General features: G+C 63.5%; 11 protein-coding genes and 1 pseudogene. 1 reads left to right on the plus strand and 11 read right to left on the minus strand.

Annotated elements, in window-relative coordinates:
- Positions 1–73: 73 nt before the first annotated feature.
- Together ACN19L_RS15845 and ACN19L_RS15850 are read right to left on the minus strand one after the other, a co-directional pair.
- Positions 74–541, minus strand: a complete 468-nt coding sequence (locus ACN19L_RS15845) for a nuclear transport factor 2 family protein (protein ID WP_426490444.1) — start codon at positions 539–541, stop codon at positions 74–76.
- Between the two features lie 100 nt (positions 542–641).
- Entirely contained in the window at positions 642–1,160 is a 519-nt protein-coding gene (locus ACN19L_RS15850; RefSeq protein ID WP_426490445.1) for a YMGG-like glycine zipper-containing protein, read from the minus strand.
- Between the two features lie 199 nt (positions 1,161–1,359).
- Here ACN19L_RS15850 and ACN19L_RS15855 point away from each other — a divergent pair, with 199 nt between their 5' ends.
- The gene (locus tag ACN19L_RS15855) at positions 1,360–1,665 is read left to right on the plus strand and encodes a hypothetical protein (protein WP_426490446.1); all 306 of its coding nucleotides are present in this window, start codon (positions 1,360–1,362) and stop codon (positions 1,663–1,665) included.
- Here ACN19L_RS15855 and ACN19L_RS15860 read toward each other — a convergent pair.
- The 9 genes and pseudogenes from ACN19L_RS15860 to pbpC all read right to left on the minus strand — a co-directional run bounded on the left by ACN19L_RS15860 (position 1,662) and on the right by pbpC (position 18,410).
- A complete protein-coding gene (locus tag ACN19L_RS15860; RefSeq protein WP_426490447.1) occupies positions 1,662–2,558 on the minus strand; it encodes an alpha/beta hydrolase in 897 nt (298 codons plus the stop codon). The genes ACN19L_RS15855 and ACN19L_RS15860 overlap by 4 nt on opposite strands.
- A gap of 257 nt (positions 2,559–2,815) precedes the next feature.
- Positions 2,816–5,881 carry a DUF6493 family protein gene (locus ACN19L_RS15865; protein ID WP_426490448.1) on the minus strand — a complete coding sequence of 1,022 codons (3,066 nt, stop codon included), beginning with the start codon at positions 5,879–5,881 and terminating at the stop codon, positions 2,816–2,818.
- A gap of 150 nt (positions 5,882–6,031) precedes the next feature.
- On the minus strand, positions 6,032–7,378 hold the full coding sequence (locus tag ACN19L_RS15870) for an SWIM zinc finger family protein (RefSeq protein ID WP_426490449.1): 1,347 nt from the start codon (positions 7,376–7,378) through the stop codon (positions 6,032–6,034).
- 314 nt (positions 7,379–7,692) lie between these two features.
- Positions 7,693–8,513, minus strand: a pseudogene (locus ACN19L_RS15875) (IS5 family transposase).
- A 203-nt stretch (positions 8,514–8,716) separates the two neighbouring features.
- Positions 8,717–11,944: an efflux RND transporter permease subunit gene (locus ACN19L_RS15880; RefSeq protein WP_426490450.1), complete on the minus strand. Its 3,228-nt coding sequence runs from the start codon at positions 11,942–11,944 to the stop codon at positions 8,717–8,719.
- Between the two features lie 211 nt (positions 11,945–12,155).
- A complete protein-coding gene (locus tag ACN19L_RS15885) occupies positions 12,156–13,304 on the minus strand; it encodes an efflux RND transporter periplasmic adaptor subunit (protein ID WP_426490451.1) in 1,149 nt (382 codons plus the stop codon).
- Positions 13,305–13,541: 237 nt separating this feature from the next.
- On the minus strand, positions 13,542–14,900 hold the full coding sequence (locus tag ACN19L_RS15890) for a TolC family protein (RefSeq protein ID WP_426490452.1): 1,359 nt from the start codon (positions 14,898–14,900) through the stop codon (positions 13,542–13,544).
- Positions 14,901–15,392: 492 nt separating this feature from the next.
- Positions 15,393–15,902 (minus strand): hypothetical protein, encoded by a 510-nt coding sequence (locus tag ACN19L_RS15895; RefSeq protein WP_426490453.1) that lies wholly within the window; start codon positions 15,900–15,902, stop codon positions 15,393–15,395.
- A 126-nt stretch (positions 15,903–16,028) separates the two neighbouring features.
- On the minus strand, positions 16,029–18,410 hold the full coding sequence (gene pbpC / locus ACN19L_RS15900) for a penicillin-binding protein 1C (RefSeq protein ID WP_426490454.1): 2,382 nt from the start codon (positions 18,408–18,410) through the stop codon (positions 16,029–16,031).
- Between the last annotated feature and the right edge of the window lie 28 nt (positions 18,411–18,438).

Here is an 18,438-nt window from a genome sequence, read left to right on the forward strand (position 1 = left end):
AGCGTAGTGACTAAAAATAAAAAGCCCCGACCAATTCGGTCGGGGCTTTTATGTATTCTATGGCAATAATAGCTTAGTTGGCCACTTTCACGGGCAGGCCTTCGAGCTGCACGTAGCTAAGCTTCCAGGCGTTTTTCTTGTTCTTCTTCCAGAGCAGAATGAAGTTGCCTTCCCCTTCGCCCCGGGGCTGGCCGGGGCCTTCGGGCTCCACATCGGTGGAGAAGGTCCCGGCCTCATAAGCAATACCAGCATCGGCGCCAGTAGAGGTAGTGTACGTTTTCAGATTAGAAATGGTGCCGAGTGTGGCTCGTACCCACTTATCCGATACTTCCGACTTGCCGTTGAAGCGCGTGGCACCCTGGGCATATTGCACATCGTCGGCCAGCAAGGTGTCTAGCTGCGCGGTGTTTTTTGCATTCCAGGCCCCTATAAACTGTTGGTTGAGGCTTTGCACGTTTACAGCGGCGGCATCTTCGGCCTTAGGCGCGGAGCAGGAGGCCAGCAGCGTGCCGGCCAGCAGAAAACCAAAAACGGGTTTCATGGGAACAGAGGTTAGGTGAGGGCTGAACGGGAGAGAAGCAAGGGGAACAGAAAGCCCAGGCCCGGGGGCCTGGGCTTTGAAGCTAATAAAGGAAACCGGATTACCAGCTCTTACGACGAACTTCCGAAGTCGGGTAAGCGGCGTCGCGGGCACCGTAAGCCGTGTTGGGCAGATAGGCCGAGCTCATAGCCAACGCGGTAGGAGCAGCACCGGGAGCCGAGAAGCTGCTCATCATGGCCGGGGTGGTAGCAGTAGGAGCGGCGGCCACCGCAGCGGCACGGGCAGCGGCCTGGCTACGGCCCTGGGCAATACCCTGGCGGTAAGCAGCGGCGCGGCGGGCCTCAGCGCGACGGGCGGCGGCTACGCGGGCAGCTTCAGCGCGGCGCTTGTTATCGGCGTTGCGGCCAATGCTGTACCCAATGGCACCACCGGCTACACCACCCACGGCACCACCTACTACGCGGTTCTTTTTGTTGATTAGGGCACCAGCGGCAGCGCCACCCAGACCGCCAATGATGGCGCCTTTGGCACTGGAGCTAACCTTGCGGTCCTGCGCAAAGCTGCTGGCAATGGTGGTGAAGAACATAACCAGGGCGAGAAGCAAACTTACCTTTTTCATGTCGAGAGAAATTTAGGTTCAACGGGCCGGTTGTGTTGTGACCCTGAATGTGGTTTTGCAAGCACCATGCCAATACGGCCAGAATCGGCTGCGGGTTTACCGCAAAAAAGCTAGGGCCGGGTGGCGTTGCAGAAGCAAAGAGCTTTATTCAAAACCGGCTTTAAATGACTATTAGAGCCGGTTTTGCGTACTGGCCAGAATGCAGGAGAAAATACTATTTAAGGTGCTGAAAAGTTTTTCGCTGACGGGGCTGGGAGTCTTGTTGCTACCCGCTAATCCGGTTCCGGAACTGCAACGCTTTGCCCTGCACACCGCGCTGAAAGTACAGTTACGTTTCCCCGGCGGCCATCAGATTTCCGTTGTAGCCAGCGTGGAAGAAATATCCCGCCCACACGAACCGGAAACCCGAGGATTATTACTCGCTCAGGAGGAACTCGAACCCATTCCGCCGGACACTGCGGTGTGGTGGACTGGACAGGAAGCCGGTTGGGAGGATTTATTCTAGCGGAGCCAGCCCCCGGCCCGCAGCCAGTTGCGCAGCCGATCCATCCACGCATCGGGGGTAGTAGGGTTAGGCATACCGAAGCCGTGGCCGCCTTTAGGGTACAGGTGCATTTCGGCGGGTACGCGGTGGTGCAGGCAGGCCTCGTAGAAGCGCAGACTGTTCTGCACTTTCACTACCTCGTCGTCCTGAGCGTGTACCAGAAAAACGGGCGGCGTTTGGGCCGTTACCTGCTCATCGGCGGAGTAGAGGCGGATTTGTGCGGGCGTAGGATGGTCGCCCAGTAGGTTGGTGCGGGAGCCCAGGTGCGCTAGGCTATCAGAGAAACTGATAACCGGGTAGAGCAGCATCAGGAAATCGGGGGCGGCGGAAGTGGCGCTGAACGTGCCGGCCGGGTTGCCCGGCACCACGCGGCGGGTGGTACCGGCCGTTGCCGCCAAGTGCCCGCCCGCCGAAAAGCCCATCAGCCCAATGCGGGCGGGATTGAGGCCGTACTCCTGGCTGCGCTGCCGCACCAGCCGCACGGCCTGTTGGGCATCGAGCAGCGGGGCGGTGGATTTGTCCAGCTGGCTGGCGGCATCGGGCAGGCGGTATTTCAGTACAAAGGCCGTAATGCCCCATTCGGCCAGGCGGCGGGCCACGTCGTAGCCCTCGTGGTCCATAGCCAGGCGGGCGTAGCCACCCCCGGGGCAGATGATGATGGCCGTACCGTTGGGCTGCGTGGGCCGGGAAACGGTGAGCGTGGGCTGGACGACCTGGGAAATGCGGATGCTGCCATTCGGCTGCTTCTCCACCACCTCCTGCACCTGGCTGGGCCGGGAGTTGGGCACCGGGCCGGGGTAGAGCGGCCATTCCGGGGCCGTTTGGGCCTGAAGCCCCGCGGAAGAAAGTCCCATACACAAGAACAGGAAAAGAAGCTTTTTCATGACAGACCAAGCCGGTATCTAGCGTGTACGCGGCGGCGGTGAAGATAGGCAGTGTACTCTGCCCTGCAGCTGCCTTAAACGGGGTAACGACACTTGTTTGTCATCCTGAGCGAAGCGAAGGACCTTATCACGCCAGAACGATAACCGTGTTAACGACTCGCTCAAACGTGATAAGGTCCTTCGCTCCGCTCAGGATGACAGGCAGGTATCTTTTCCCAGCTTCTGAATTACGCGGCGGCGAGGCAGGTGGCGGCTTTTTTGAGGGTGGCGGAGGTGCTCCAGGTGCGAAGCTGCTGCTGCACCGTCTCGGGGGCAATGCGGCGGGCACGGGTCAGTAAATCCACGTAGGCTTCGATGAGCTTGCGGGTGTTGCGCAGGGGGGCGGCGGGCAGCAGGGGCAGCAGGGCTTCCAGCAGCTGGCGCAGGGCATCATCGGTGGGGCCGCTGATGGCGCGGGCGGCGCTCAGGGCCTCGGCCAGCCGCAGCATCGGCACAAACTCGGCAACCAGCAGGCGGCCCAGGGTGCGGCCCAGGGCCTCGGGCACCAGCCGTTGGTGTTCGATGGCGGCCAGCACCACTTCCAACGCCAGGGCGCGGGTGGTGGGGGCAGCGTGCGTGAGGCTCAGGGCCAGCAGCAGAGTAGCCACCTCAGTAAATACCGGCCCGGGACCCAGCAGACTGGTGAGGGCAGCCTGCAATGCCTGCTGACCGGCGACCTCCTTATCAACGGTGCGGGCCGCCGTCTGTACCACGTGCCAGAGCAGGGTATCGGGGTGGTTGGGCAGCAGGGTGAGCAGGAACGGCAGCGCGCTTGTGAGGGGCCACAGGGCGTACTGGTGATGCTGCTCAGGGGCCGCGTGCAAAGAGTAGACCAGCAACCCGGAGGGCAACGGCCGGGCCGGCGCGGTGGCCTGCACGCTGAGCTCGGTCCAGGTATTGGTAATGGTGGGCTGTGCCTTGTTCCAGGTCTGGGAGTAGGTGTGCGACTTCGGCGTGAGCTCCCAGGCAGGCAGCCAGGGCTGGGCCAAACCGGGGTAGGTGCCCAGGGCCTGCAGAGCGGGCAGCTCGGCCTGGGGCTGGCGGGTGCGGGCGGCCACGGCCCACAGCCAGGGCAACGCATCCGTCAGGGCAGGGGCGGACCCCGCCGCCGGCCGCTGCAGAAACGGAATCAGCTGGCTCAGCCGCTCGGTCAGGCGTTTTTCAAGGGGTGGCCGGGTGAAGGCGGGCAGGGTCCAGTTGGCGGGCTCGGGGCCCAGAAAGGCGGTGAGCAACGGGCGCAGCTCGGGGTGGCGGAATAGCGGGAGCAGGCGGCGGGCCTCGGCTACATCGGCGGGGGCGGCTACGGCCGTGCGGGCCAGGGCCAGGGTGAGGTCGGCGGCGTTGGGTTCCTGGCCGGCTTCCTCGTAGTCGAGCAGGCGGCGCACCAACACCGAGGGCGCCACCCAGTGCGGGGCGTGGCTGGGCGTGCTCAGCAACGGCAGCGGCTGGCCCTGCTGCAACGCGGCTTCGGCGGCGGCCAGGCGCTGCTGCTCCAGGTGCAGCAACGGGTCGGGGCGGCTGTAGGTGTGGGGCCGCAGCGACACCTGCGCCACCAGCAGGCGCGGGAAGCCCAGGTACCAGCTAATCAGCAGCGCCAGTACCAGCTCCTGCCGGCCGTTGTGGCTGTCGTTGAACGAGTAGCTGAGCAGAGCTGCCCGGGTTTCCTCTTCCGACTTCCCCTTCAACTGCCACCGCAGGGCCTGCACCAGGTAGGGGTGCAGCTGCCGGGCGTAGTCGGCCGGGTACTGGCCGTGCAGGCGCAGCAGCCCCTCCACCCAGCGCTCCACCGCGGCCGGCTCGTGCTGCTGCAGCACCTGGCCCGTCAGAAACAGCAGCTCGTGCCAGTCGCGCACCGGCTCCAGAGCCGTGGCCGGCGAAATATCGGGCACGAAGCCGGAGTGGGGCGCGTAGTGGTCGGCAACCGAAGGGGCTTCGGGAGCGGGCAGGTAGGGGGCGAGAAGCTGGCGGGCCGGAGGCGTCAGCAGTTCGGCGTAGAGGCAGAGGCTGGCGGTGAGGTCGGCGGCTTCGGCGGCCGACAGCAAAGGGCGGCGGGCCCCCAGCACGGTATGCAGCATGCGGGCGGCGCGTTCCTGCACGGCCGCGTCGGCGTTGGCCAGGGCGGTAGTGCTGAGGGTAGCCAGGGCCGGGGCCAGGGCTGGAGTACGGCGCAGCAGCTTTTCCAGGCCCCCGAACAAAGTGCGCAATCCGGCGCGCACATCCTGGCGGGTAAGCAGGCCCTCGGCGTAGAGCAGCAGTGGGTCGGCGGCGAAATCGGGGTGCTGCCACAGGTCCTTGAGCTGCTCCAGGGCGAAGTTCACCACCAGCGGCAGCGGGTGCGCCAGCAAGTCCACCAGCTCGGTTTGCCGGGCCAGGCGCTCCGCAGGTGTGGGGCGCAGGGCCAGAAACAGCGTGCGAAACCAGGTGAGCAGCGGCCGGCGGAAGTCGCGGCGCAGGGCCTGCAGGCAGCGGTTGAGCAGCTCGGGCCGGGCCAGGTGGCCCTGCTCGGTGAGGCTGCGGAACACATCCAGCCAGCGCAGCGGCTGGGGCGGGTGCAGCTCCTGCCAGTCGTGCCAGCTATGGGACTGCACCAGCCGCCGCCAGCCCGCGGGCATGGGTGGCTGCACCTGGGCCTGGAAGCCATCCACGGCCGTGTCGAAGTCGAACACCAGCGGCAGGTCACGGGTCAGCAGCGTGGAGTCGGCGGCGAGGCGGGCAGTTACCTCGGCCAGGGCATCGGCCGGCACAGGCTCCTGGCGGCTGAGCTCGGTTGCCCACTCGTGCAACAGCGCCGGTACCGCGCCGGCAAACAGCCGGGGCTCATAAGCCAGCAGCTGCCGGCGCTCCAGCTCGCGCAGCAGCTGGTAGGCCGGGCGGCTCCAGGCGTTGCGGTCGGCCCACTGCCGGAAAAAGTCACCCAGCCAGTCGGGGCGGGTGTGCTCCACCACGGCCCAGAAGTGGGGCAGCTGCTCTGACAGCAGGCTCCAGAACTGAAATCCGGGACTCAGGGCTTCCTTGCGCGAGTACGTGCGCAGACCGGCCAGGCGCAGCATAAACAGCTGTTCGTCGGTGCCGGCCCGGCCCCAGCTGCCGTTGGGCTGCTGCCGGAAATCTTCCAGCTCCCGGCGCAGCTGCCGGGTGCGCTGGCGCACAGCCACCACGTCGGATTTGGGCAGCTGCAGCAGAAATTCTACCAGTGCGGGCGTGGTTTGGTGGCGGATGATGGACTCGAACGACTCAACAGCGGAAGCAGACATCGGAAAGGGCAGAAAAAAGGCGGAGAAAACAACAGGAAAGGCAAATGGCAGGGCACAGGCGGGTCCGGCGACCCACCCCAGGCCCCTTTGCAGCGGGCACCGGGCGGGTCGAAACACAACTACCCTAGACAGAAGAGAAAAGGCGCTGGGCTACTTCACGAAGCGCAGCTGGGCCGCCAGTACGTGCTTGCAGGGGCCGCGCTGGCCCTGATGGCCGCTGTACCAGGGACAGGTGCAGCGGGCCGGCTCGGGGCCGCCCACCAGCACAGTGTACCACACGCCGGTACCACGCACCCGGGCCTCGGTGCGGCCCTGGGGGCCAATGCTGACCAGCTGCACGTCCTCGGCCGCGGCCAGAAGGGCGCGGGCGTTTTTCAGGCGGGGGTTCAGGCTCAGGATGCGCTGGGTTTTGAAGGGCAGGCGGCGGTAGAAATACTGGTTTTCGAGCAGGTCGAAGCCCAGCAGACCCATGGCTGAGAGGCTGGCGCAGAGGCGGTCCACGGTATCGGGGGCGAGGCCGTGCTCCAGAGCAAACAGGGTAGGGTTGAAGGTTTCGTTGCCCCGGAACAGGGCGTTGGCCCCGGCCACCCACTCGGCGGGCAGCTCCTCGGCCAGGGTTTCCAGCTGGTTGCCCTCGCCCGAAAACCCGCGCCACGCATCCGCCGACAACGCCAGCACAAACTGCTGCCCGCCGCCCAGCTCCAGCACGAAGGCCGCGGCTTGCCCGTTGGGCGCGGCGTACACGCGCAGGGTTTCGCAGAGCGGCAGCAGGCCTTCCAGCAGCCGCAGCCGGTGCACGCCACCCACCCGCACCGCGCCGGGGCTGGCTACGGCCGCAAAACCGGGCCGCGGCCCCCGCAGCACCAGAAACATATCCTGCCGGACAGCCCCGGCGGGCAAACTTTGCACCAGCTGCACGGCCTGCAGGCGGGTGAGGCGCAATGCTTCCTCCATCTGGGCCAGGTAGGCCTGCACCGTGGTCAGGCCCTTAATCCAGCGCTCCGGCAGGGCCACTTTGCGCTCCGTCACGCGCCCTTCGGCCCGCTCCAGCACCACCTCCTGCTCACCCACCGACAACAGCACCGGCTCGGTGCGAGAAATGCGGGCCAGGGCATTCACCATCGGCTCGTTGAAATCGACGTTGGTGGTGCCGCTGCACAGAAACTCGCCGTCCAAGGCTTCGGGGCCCAGGTCGAGGCGGGCGTACACGCCATTGCACGACGAAAACGCCTCGAACCGCAGCCGCCCGGCCCCGGCCGTCACAATCGGGTCGCGCAGCACGGCGCTCTGGGGCACGAAGCGGGCGGCTACCACCTTAGCCAGCGTGCTCAGGCCCCGGGCCGCCAGCCAGGAGTCGCGCAAACGGCCGCGGAAAAAGCAGGCGGTACCGGCCGCATCGGCGGCGTTTTCCGCAAAGGCCGATAACAGCAGGGCCTGGCCCTCGGGTCCCGTCTCCAGGGCCGAAGGCCGGGCATAGGCATAAGCAAAATCAGTCATAACAGTGGCAGTTGATTATGATGCCAAGTAAGCGAATTATTTTGGCAAATGCTAATAATGTTAGTAAAAATTTGCGCCCTAGGTCGGCGGCAATGGCTAAATAATTTAGTTGAATATCTGCGCTCAAGTGAATAGGCTAAATCAGGCTTAGTAATACGCAGCGTGGCTTTTTTGCCAAGCAAGCAGACTGCTTCCAGCAGAATTTTCGCAGCTGACTTAGTAGGGGATAAGGCGTATTGTATGATGAGCACGAAAAAGCCCCGGCAACAAGGCGCTACGGGGGCTTTTTATAAGCTGAGAACTAGTGCTAAAGACTAGGCTGTGTCTGAAAAGTGGTGTTGCAAAATGCGCCGAATACAGGCCAACAAGGCCATGTTGAGGAAGTGTGCATCATGTTTGTCGTAGCGAGTAGCCACGCGGCGGTGCTCCTTGAGCGAACCGAAAAAGCGCTCTACGACGTTGCGGCAGGCATACCGTTGCGGCTCGATGCGCGGCGGGCGGCCGCGTCGGCGGCAGTGCTGGCCTGCGGCAGGCCGGCGCCGCGGAATGACCGCGCGAATGCGGCGCCGGCGCAGCCAGCGGCGGATGTGCTGTGCGTCGTAGCCGCGGTCGGCAATGAGCTGACGCGGTCGGCGGCGGGCGCGTACCTGCTCGCACAAGGGCTCGAACTGCGGCGCGTCGTGGCGCTGCCCGGCCGAGAGCTGCAGGGCCAGTGGCGTGCCCGCTCCGTCGCAGACCACGTGCAGCTTCGTGGTCAGACCACCGCGGCTGCGCCCGAGGCACTGGGCTTTTTTTTCGCCCCGCCGGCCGCGCTTTTCGTGGCGCGCACCGTGGTCGAGTCCACCAGCCACGTGTCCAGGTCGAGCAGCCCATCTTGGTCCAGGCGTAAGCGCAAGGCGGCCAGCACCCGCTCGAAGGTGCCGTCCGAGGACCAGCGCCGGAACCGCTCGTAAGCCGTTTGCCACGGGCCGTAGCGCGCCGGCAAGTCCCGCCACGCCGCACCCGTGCACAGGATCCACAACAACGCGTTCCACAGCGGCCGGTCGTCGCGCCGCGGCCGGCCCGTGCGCTGCGGTGGCAACTCGGCTGCCACCACGACCCACTGCGCATCCGTTAACTCGTATCGTGCTGCCATACTCTAAGTTAAGCAACACCACTTTTCAGACACAGCCTAGTTCCCCTCCTTGGAAAGGAGGGGTTAGGGGTGGTTGACAATCGTTAAACGGTTTTTAGAACTAACTCTAGCATCGTTCCAGCGCGAGGTCAACCACCCCTACCCCCTCCTTGGAAAGGAGGGGAACTAGCTTTTAGTTTTAGCTCTACAACTCGGGCTAAATGCTACGCCGGTTGCGGGGCGGCCGAATGGTCGCCTTCGCCGGGGCCTTCTTCCTGGGGGCCGCCGTGCTCTTCGTCGGGCTTGTAGTTGGCTTCCAGCTCGGCCAGCTTCTCCTTACCGTAGGCGAAGCGGGTGATGAGCACGTACAGCACCGGCACGATGAAGATGGCCAGCAGCGTAGCCGACAGCATCCCGCCCAGTACCGTCCAGCCAATGGTCTGGCGGCTTTGGGCACCCGCGCCGGAGGCAAACACCAGCGGCAATACGCCCAGAATAAAGGCCAGCGAGGTCATGACGATGGGGCGCAGACGGAGGCGCACGGCCTCCAGGGTAGCATCAACCAGCGGCATGCCCTTATCCACGCGCTCCTTGGCAAACTCGATAATCAGAATGGCGTTTTTGGCCGACAAGCCAATCAGCGTAATCAGGCCAATCTGGGCGTACACGTTGTTGGTGAGCTTGGGCAGGAAAATTAGGGCCAGAATAGCCCCGAACGCGCCCAGCGGCACGGCCAGCAGCACCGAGAAGGGCACCGACCAGCTTTCGTAGAGGGCCGCCAGGAACAGGAATACGAACGTGAGCGACAGGGCGAAGATGTACACCGTTTGCCCGCCGGCTAGCTGCTCCTCGCGGCTCAGGCCCGAAAACTCGTAGCCGTAGCCAGCTGGCAGCGCCTGGGCGGCCGTTTCCTTCAGGGCGTTGATGGCGTCGCCGGAGCTGTAGCCGGGGGCGGCGTTGCCGTTGATTTCGGCCGAGCGGAACAGGTTATAGTGCGAAATCAGCGGGGCCGACTCGGTGCGCTGGTAGGTGGTGAGGGCGCTCAGGGGCACCATGCCGCCCTGGGAGTTGCGCACGTAGTACTGGCCCAGGTTGCGGATGTCGCCGCGGTACATGCTGTCGGCCTGCGTTACCACCCGGAAGTTGCGGCCGTACACCGTAAAGTCGTTCACGTAGGCCGAGCCCAGGTAGGTGCGCAGCGCCGTACCAATGTCGGAAATGGACACGCCCAGCTTCTTGGCTTTCTCCCGGTCAATGGTGAGCTGGTAGCCGGGGGTGTTGGCGGTGAAGAAGGAGAATGGGGCGGCAATTTCGGGGCGCTTGCGCAGGGCCCCGAGGAAGTTCTGGAGCTGAGCGTCGAAGTTCTTGATGTCGCCGCCCGCCTCGCGCTCCTGGAGCACAAACGAGAAGCCGCCGGTGTTGCCCAGTCCCGGAATGGCCGGGGGCGAAATCACCACCACGTTGGCTTCCTTCAGGCGGCTCAGGCGCTGCTGAATGGTGGCAATCAGCCCCTGCAGCTGCACTTCCTTGTCCTTGCGTTCCTCCCAGGGCTGCAGCTGGCAAAACACCGTGCCGCTGTTGGATTTGGAGGAGAAGTTTACCGCGTTGAGGCCGCCCAGACCGGCGTAGTGCCGGATGCCCTTAATCTGGCTCAACTCCTTCATGATTTCCTTGAGCGTGCTCACGGTGCGCTCCGTAGACGAAGCCTCGGGCAGGTTAAAGGTTACGATGATGCGGCCTTCGTCTTCGGTGGGAATAAAGCCACCGGGCTTCTTGGCAAACAGCAGCCCGGTGCCGGCAATAATGCACACCAGAATCACCACCACGAAGCGGCTGTGCTTGATGCCGCGCTGCACGCCGGCCCCGTACTTGCTGGTTACCTTCTCAAACCAGGTGTTGAACTTGTAGAAGAACCGGTCAAGTCCCTTCGAATTATCATCACGCTTGTGGGGCTTGAGCAGCAGCACGCACAACGCCGGCGTGAGCGAGAGGGCCACGAAGGCCGAGATAATCACCGAAATGGCAATGGTAATAGCAAACTGCTGGTACAGCCGCCCCGTGATGCCCGGAATAAAGCCCACCGGCACAAATACGGCGGCCAGAATGAGGGCAATGGCAATAACCGGGGCCGAAATTTCGCGCATGGCCGCCAGCGTGGCGTCCAGCGGCGAAAGGCCCCGCTCATTCATGTTGTGCTCCACGGCCTCCACCACCACAATGGCATCGTCCACCACAATGCCAATGGCCAGCACGAAGCCGAACATGGTGAGCGTGTTGATGGTGAAGCCCAGCGGAATGAACAGAATGAACGTGCCGATGATGGACACCGGAATGGCCAGCACCGGAATGAGCGTGGAGCGCCAGCTCTGCAGAAACAGAAACACCACGAGTATTACCAGCACCAAGGCTTCCACCAGCGTGTGCAGCACTTCCTCAATGGACACCTTCACCACCGAGGCGGCCTCAAACGGCACCACGTATTCCAGGTCGGCGGGGAACTGCTTTTTCAGCTGCTCCATGGTGGTGTTCACGTTTTCGAAGGTTTCGAGGGCGTTGGCGCCGGGGGCCTGGTACACCAGCAGGTAGGCGGCGCGCTTGCCGTCCACGAAGGAGTTGTTGGCGTAGTTGAACTTGCCCAGCTCCAGCCGAGCCACGTCCTTGAGATACACCACCGAGCCGTCCTGGGGCCGGGTTTTCACAATGACGTTGCCGAACTCCTCGGTGTTGGTCAGGCGGCCCTTCACGAACACGATGTACTCAAACGTCTGGCCCGTTTGAGCCGGGGGCGCGCCAATGGAGCCGGCCGCAATCTGGGCGTTCTGCTCCTGAATGGCGGCCGTTACTTCCTGGGCCGTTACGCCGAGCTGGCTGAGCTTATCGGGCTTGAGCCACACGCGCATCGAGAAGTCGTCGGCGCGGCTCACGATGTCGCCCACACCTTTGGTGCGCAGCAGCGCGTCCTTCACAAACACGTTGGCGTAGTTGTCGAGGAAGGTGGTGTTGTGGGTGCCCTTGGGGGCGTACAGGGCCACCAGCATCAGAATGCTGGGGTTGCGCTTGCGCACAATCAGCCCCAGGCGCTGCACTTCCTGCGGCAGCGTCGGCTGGGCAATGCTCACGCGGTTCTGCACGTCGAGAGCGGCAATGTTGATGTCGGTGCCCACTTCGAAGTTCACCGTCATGCTCATCTGCCCGTTGCTGGTGCTGTTGCTTTGCAGGTAAGTCATGCCGGGCGTACCGTTCACCTGCACCTCCACGGGCGTGGCCACGGTCTGCTCCACCGTCTGGGCGTCGGCGCCGGTGTATGTGCCGCTCACCGATACCGTGGGCGGGGTAATTTCCGGGTACTGCCCCACGGGCAGGTTCAGGATGGCCAGCACGCCCACCAGCACAATCACCAGGGAGGTGACAATGGCCGTGACGGGACGCCGGATAAAGGTTTCTGCAATCATAGCGGTGGACCTCACCCCCGGCCCCCTCTCCTCGGGGAGAGGGGGAGCCTGACGATTGGCGGGGGCTGGTTGCGTCAGATGGATAGTTTGAACTTGATGGGCAGGAATGGCCATTGCCAGCCTTGCGGCTGCGTGCTACAAAGCCGAGAAGCAACAGCCAGCAAGTACTCGTTGAACGCCCCCTCTTCTGAAGAGAGTGGCCCGGGGGAGGTTACCTGGCACCGGCGGCAGGGGCCCCGGCCGTAGCGGGAGCTTCGGTGGTGATTTTGCCCCCGTCGCGGAGGCGGTTCAGGCCCTCGGTTACCACTTTGTCGCCCTCCTTGATGCCGTTCATGATGACAATCTGGTCGCGGAGGCGGGGGCCGAGCTGCACTTTGCGCTGGGCAGCCTTGCTGCTGTCGCCGGCAATGAACACGAAGTTCTCACCCATCTGCTCCACCACGGCCTTAAACGGCACCACCAGCCGGCGGCCCGACTGCCGGTTGAGCACGTTGAGCACGGTGCTCATGCCGTCCTTCAGCTCGCGCTGCGGGTTGGCAAACTGCACCCGGATGGTCACAGTAGCCGTCTGCTGGTCCACGCCCCGGTCGATGGCCAGCATACGGCCGGGCTGGGGGTAGCGCGTGCCGTCGGGCAGCACAAGGCGGAAGGTGGAGTCGGGGCGGCCGCCGCTCTGGCGCTGCAAGTCGGCAAAGCGGCTCAGGTCGGCATCCGGAATTACGAAGTCTACGCCCATGGGATCCTCGGCGCTGAGCGTGTTGAGCAGGGTGGTGCCGGGGCTGACCTGTGCTCCCAGCCGCACCTGCGAAATGCCGATGCGGCCCGTAAACGGCGCGTTGATGAGGGAGTAGTCGAGGTCGGTGCGGGCCAGGGCCACCTGGGCCCGGGCCTCAGCCACCTGGGCCTGGGCGGTGGCGTAGCTGGTGGCGGCGTTGTCCACAATCTGCCGGGCAATGGCATCCTGCTGAGCCAGGCGCTGGTAGCGGTCCAAGTTTACTTTGGCATTTTGCACGGTGGCCTGGGTGCTGCGCAGGCCGGCCAGCGCCTGCTGGTAGGCGGCTTCAAACTTGCGGCGGTCCACCTCATACAAGGGCTGCCCCTTCCGTACTACGTCGCCATCCTTGAAGTAAATGCGGGTAATGAAGCCGGCTACCTGGCTGCGCAGCTCTACCTGGTTGATAGCCACCACAGTGGCGGGGTACTCATCGTAGTACACGGCGTCGGTGGTGCGGGCGGCAACCAGCGTTACGGGCGTGGCCGGGGGCGGCCCGGCGGCTTTTTCGTCTTCTTTCTTGCCGCAGCTGGCCAGGGCCAGCAGGCCGGCGGCCAAGGCGAGGGGGCGGAGGAGGGTATCGTGCATATTGGAAAGCAGGAGGGGCAGAGAGGAGGGTGATGTGTGTTTCAGAACGTCATGCTGAGCGAAGCCGAAGCATCTCTACCGCTTCGTTCTGGCGGGGCGCCTCACGGGACCCCTCCGGGGCAAGTCCCCTCTCTGAGAAAGGAGAGGGGGAGCCGGACGATTGGGGTTAGTCAGCGGTTGAGATGCTTCGACTACGCCTCCGGCTTCGCTCAGCATGACGGGGTAAAAAACGGATACTTAATACTCCGTGGGAAGTTCACCGCGGGCCCGCAGCAGGTCTACTTTACTGCTTAGCAGCTGAAACAGGGCGGTGTAGTAATTGAGTTGGGAAGTGCGGAGGGTCGTCTGGGCTACAATGAGGTCGATGTAGGCCCGAATGCCTTCCCGGTACTGCAGGTTGATGACGTTATACACCTCCTTGGACGCTTCCAGATTGCGCTTCCCCAGTAGGTACTGGGTATAGAGGCCCTTATAGTTAGCCAGTGCCGTCGCATACTCCGTGTTGATCTGGTTGCGGGTGTTGGTGATGTCCTCGTCGAGGCGGGTAGTTTGCAGGCGGGCCCGGCGCACGTTCTGCAGGCGCCGGAAGCCGGTGAAAATGGGTAGGCCCAGCTGCAGCCCCGCGTACGAATTGGGAAAGCGCGTGCGGTACAGCTCGCTGGCCGAGTTGTTCTGAAACACCGAGTTGTAGTTGGCAAAGGCCGACAACGACGGCAGAAACCCGAAGCGGTAGTAGTCCACCGTCAGGCTCTGCAAGGATTTCTCGGTTTGCAGCTGCTGTAGCTCAATGCGGTTGCCAATGTTCAGGGCGGCAGCCGTATCGGCGGAGGCTTCCAGCTCCAGCTGCAGCGTATCGTACTGCACGGTCAGCCGGCGCTCGGGCGGCAACCCCATCAGCTGCTTCAGGTACGCCAGCCGCGACTTAATGGCTTCCTGGGCCTGCTTACGACCAGCCAGCGAGTTGTTCAGCGACACCTCGGCCTGCAGGTATTCGGTTTTGTCGGCCAGGCCGGTGTCGTAGCGGGCCCGGGCGTCGCGGTAGTTGCGCTGGAGGCGGGCAATATCCTGGCTGAACACCTCCAGCTGGCGCTGGGCCAGCAGCACGTCGTAGAAGCTCTTGCTTACGTCCGATACGGTAGCAATCCGCACGTTCACCGTATTCTGCTCGGCGGCCTGGTTGTTGAACCGCTTGCTACGGGCGGCCAGCAGCACGTCGTTGTTGTAAATGGCCTGGGTTCCGCTCAGGCCCACCGTAGTAACATTGCGCACCCCAATCTGCCGGGGCGTAAGCGTGCCGGTGGCGGGGTCGGGGAAGATGGTGAAGGGCAGCTGAAAATAGTGCTGGGCCGTTCCCTGCAACCCTACCTGCGGTAGCCAGCCGGCCAGCGCAATCTGGTTGGTAGAACGGGTAATTTCCTGGTCGATGCGAGCCTGCCGAACCAATGGTTGGTTTATCAGAGCCACATTCAGGCACTGTTGAAGGGAGAGGGCCGTATCGGCGGGCAGTACGGGCGCAGTAGGCTGGGCCGTGGCCCAGGCAGGGGCCAGCCACAGCAAGCCCAGCAGCAGCCGAAGCGTCTGGTGTACGTGTTTCATTGGAAAGGAAAGCGGCTAACCCCCGGCGTATGGGGGCGGCGGGCGGGGAAACCCGGTAAGAGCGGAAGAGAGGATGCCCTGATGGACACCGGCCGCCGGGGGGAGGCTGCACGGGCCGCCGGGCCCGGAAACGACCAGCCAGCCCCGAAAGGCCGGCCCTGTTCCGGTAGATGAAAGGAGCGGAAGCCTACTAAACCCGGCAGTTGCCGAAAGGTTATAGCACTTCTTAGAAACGTACTGGTATTGCTCAGCTTACGCGGGAAACGCAAAGCCGTTGCGCCGAGCTATGCAGGTAGTTAACACACACATTAAGACGACGCAGATAGGCGGCTCTTGGATAGAAAAAGTGTGTGATTATTGCGGCAATTAGGTAGCCGCTCGTCACGTATGAGGTGGTCTTCAAATCCGTTTGATTATGAAATACCACGGCATTTATCACCAGTAATTCGTAGGATATCAAAGTGTGCAGAAAAGGTATTTCTTCTGCTGTCCTCATTTGCTTAGCCAGTGCTTTATTGGCCTATCATTTTCTCTTGAATTAGAGGCTAAATAGCGGAACACGCTGTCGAGAAAAGAGGTAAGCTGTGGTGCTTTATAAGCGGTATCCTGCACTCCGTTGAGTAAATCGGCTTGACCTGCGGGCATTTTGTAGAGTACCATCTGACAAGTGTCGGTGCCCTTCACAAGCAGTAAGGTATAGTGACGTACCGAAGGACGATAATCACCGGGCTTCACGCGTATCGGGCTTAGCTTTTTAGCGAGCTTCCGTAACTGTTGAAGAGTTGAGGTATCGGAAGTGCTTTTATAAATCAAGCGCCCATCATCTGCCTGTCCCACTACGGTGAGGGAGGTTAGACTCGGGCTGCTAATTGACCTAATACACAACCGATCAGCCGCTCGTTGAAGCACTACATCCTCATTCAGGCGCAAACAGCTATACACAAGGAATGCTGGTGCTAAAATGAATAAGCCAGTTTTTACTAAAAGCTCTTTGACGCTCATTGAGTAGTAGTGCTAGAAGTAGACGAATGATAGTTAAGGATAATTGCATGCGGGAGTCTATCGGCTTACTCAACGGCTTCACGCTCGGGGGTGCGACATACAAGGTTTGTGCTACTGGACGGCCCACTACTCCAGCTCCGTCACGGTTACCAGCACGTCGGTGTTGCGGCCGTGGTCGTCGGCGCAGGAGATTTTGAGGGGGCCGGGCTTCGGCCGGAAAAATACCCGCTCGGTAGCCCTGGCGGTGCGCAGAAACTGGTCGTTCACGTACCAGTGCACCTGACGCACCTCGTTGTCGGTGGTGCAGCTGAGCAGGAGCTGCTGCTGCTCGCGGGCGTTGAGCACGTACTCAGTGTTGGCAGTGGGGGAGGTGATGGTAGGGGCCAGCTCCCGGCCGCCGCGCACCCGCTGGCACTGCGGATTGTGGGGCGGCAGGCGGCGGTACGGCAGGCCCTGGGCCTCTTTGTAGGCCGCCACTTCCGGCAGCAGGTTGGGGTACAGCTCCCGCCGGAACCCAGCCGCCGGCGCGCAGGCCCGGCAGTAGGTGTAGCTGCCATCTCCCGACACGAGCACCTCCCGCACGTGCTGGCACCGTTGCCCGGTGCTTACGTTGGGCAGAAAGTAGTCGATTACCTGGTTCGGGCAGTTCTCGCCCGGCACCCGCCCGCTTTCGGCGCACACCAGCCGGAAATCCAGCGCCGCGGGCGGCACAAACCAGTCGTTGGGGGCATTGTAAGCCAGGGCATTGAACAGGTCGAACAGCAAAGGCGTGGCCACGTCGGCCCCGGTGAGGGCGGGGCTGCCCTGCCCGCTGAAGTTGCCCACCCACACGCCGATGGTGTATTGGCGGTTGTAGCCGATGCTCCAGGCGTCGCGGCGGCCGTAGCTGGTGCCGGTTTTCCAGGCCACCTTCGGCAGGCGCATACTGCTGGCGGCTCCCAGCGGCAGATCGGGCCGGGTAAGCTGGCTGAGGATGTCGGTTACGAGAAAGGCAGCGGATTCGGAGAGGAGCGCCTCACCCCCCGACGCCCTCTCCTGCAAAGAAGGGGAGCCTGACGATTCCGAACCGCGCCGCCGTGGCTCTCCCTCCCTGAACGAGAGGGGGCCGGGGGGCGAGGCCAACCGCAGCGGTGCGTACCGTCCCCCATTCGCTAGCGTCACATATACGCCCGTCAGCTCTTCCAGACTCGCCCCGCAGCCGCCCAGGATGCTGCTAAGGCCCAGCTGCGCCCGGTTGCGCTTCACGTTCTGAAAACCGGCCTGCTGGAGTTTTTCGGTGAAGGCGGGTACGCCCAACTGGTTGAGCACGCGCACGGCCGGAATGTTGAGCGAGTAGGCCAGGGCGCGCTCCAGCGTCACCTCGCCGTTGCAGCGCTTGTCGAAGTTCTCGGGGCGGTAGCCCTGGAAGTTGGTAGGCACGTCGGGCAGCAGCAGCTTGGGCGTCACGAGGCCCCGGTCCAGGGCCAGGGCATAGAGAAACGGCTTGAGTGTGCTGCCCGGCGAGCGGACAGCCACCACGCCGTCGTTCTGGCCCTGGCCCGCGAAGTCGCGGAAATCAGCCGAGCCCACGTAAGCTTCCACCTGCCGGGTGCGGTTGTTCACCACCAGCACGGCCGCCTGCGAAATGCCCAGCTCGCGCAGGCGGCGCACATAGCCCCGGGTGAGGTCTTCGGCCTTGCTTTGCTTGCTGCGCTGCAGACTGCTGCGGATGATGGCCTGGTGCGGAAACTGCCGTACCAGCCGCCGCGCCAGGTGCGGGGCCAGCGTAGGCGCGGGGTGGCGCTGCACGTCCAGGGGCTCCAGCAGCGCATCGGCCACGTCCTGGGCTGGGAACAGCCCCGCCGCCCCGAAGCGCCGCAGCCACCGGTTCCGCTCCCGCAGCACGGCCACGTTATTGCGGCCCAGCACCAGCCCCCGCGGGCGGTTCGGAATGATGGCCAGCGTCACCGTCTGCGCCAGGGAGAGGTAGTCGGGCGTTTGCTGGAAATAGAGCAGCGCGGCCGATTTTACGCCTTCCACGTTGCCGCCGTAGGGCACCAGGTTCAGGTAGAGCTGCAGAATCTCGTCCTTGCTGTAGTGGGCCTCCAATTGCGTGGCGCGCAGCATTTCCAGCAGCTTGTTGGGCAGGGTGCGCTCCTTGGGCTCCAGCAGCCGGGCCACCTGCATGGTAATGGTGCTGGCCCCGGTGGTGCGGCCCCGGCCAGACAGGTTGCGGCCGGCCGCCTGCACCAGTGCCAGCGGGTTTACCCCGTAGTGCCACCGAAACCACCGGTCTTCCTTTTCCAGTATGGCCTTGCGCAGCACCGGCGTGATTTCGCGCAGCTCCGTCTTCATCCGCCACTTCTGGGTGGGGTTGAGGTAAGCATGCAGCACGGTGCCGTCCTGGGCCAGTACGATGGGCGAATACAGCGGCGCGGGCGGCAGCGGGAATAGCCGGTCGAGGCTCCACAGCAACAGTGCCACTACCCCGATACCCGTGAAAAGCCGAATGGCAGAGCGCCGCTTCATAGGAGCAAATATAGGGGAGAACTGAGTC

The sequence above is a fragment of the Hymenobacter sp. 102 genome (genome assembly GCF_049949205.1).
Taxonomy (GTDB): domain Bacteria; phylum Bacteroidota; class Bacteroidia; order Cytophagales; family Hymenobacteraceae; genus Hymenobacter.

Bases quoted from the DNA above. Each gene is read 5' to 3' on its own strand.
- ACN19L_RS15845 (WP_426490444.1), bottom strand. From the start codon at position 541: ATGAAACCCGTTTTTGGTTTTCTGCTGGCCGGCACGCTGCTGGCCTCC.
- ACN19L_RS15850 (WP_426490445.1), bottom strand. From the start codon at position 1,160: ATGAAAAAGGTAAGTTTGCTTCTCGCCCTGGTTATGTTCTTCACCACC.
- ACN19L_RS15855 (WP_426490446.1), top strand. From the start codon at position 1,360: ATGCAGGAGAAAATACTATTTAAGGTGCTGAAAAGTTTTTCGCTGACG.
- ACN19L_RS15860 (WP_426490447.1), bottom strand. From the start codon at position 2,558: ATGGGACTTTCTTCCGCGGGGCTTCAGGCCCAAACGGCCCCGGAATGG.
- ACN19L_RS15865 (WP_426490448.1), bottom strand. From the start codon at position 5,881: ATGTCTGCTTCCGCTGTTGAGTCGTTCGAGTCCATCATCCGCCACCAA.
- ACN19L_RS15870 (WP_426490449.1), bottom strand. From the start codon at position 7,378: ATGACTGATTTTGCTTATGCCTATGCCCGGCCTTCGGCCCTGGAGACG.
- ACN19L_RS15880 (WP_426490450.1), bottom strand. From the start codon at position 11,944: ATGATTGCAGAAACCTTTATCCGGCGTCCCGTCACGGCCATTGTCACC.
- ACN19L_RS15885 (WP_426490451.1), bottom strand. From the start codon at position 13,304: ATGCACGATACCCTCCTCCGCCCCCTCGCCTTGGCCGCCGGCCTGCTG.
- ACN19L_RS15890 (WP_426490452.1), bottom strand. From the start codon at position 14,900: ATGAAACACGTACACCAGACGCTTCGGCTGCTGCTGGGCTTGCTGTGG.
- ACN19L_RS15895 (WP_426490453.1), bottom strand. From the start codon at position 15,902: ATGAGCGTCAAAGAGCTTTTAGTAAAAACTGGCTTATTCATTTTAGCA.
- pbpC (WP_426490454.1), bottom strand. From the start codon at position 18,410: ATGAAGCGGCGCTCTGCCATTCGGCTTTTCACGGGTATCGGGGTAGTG.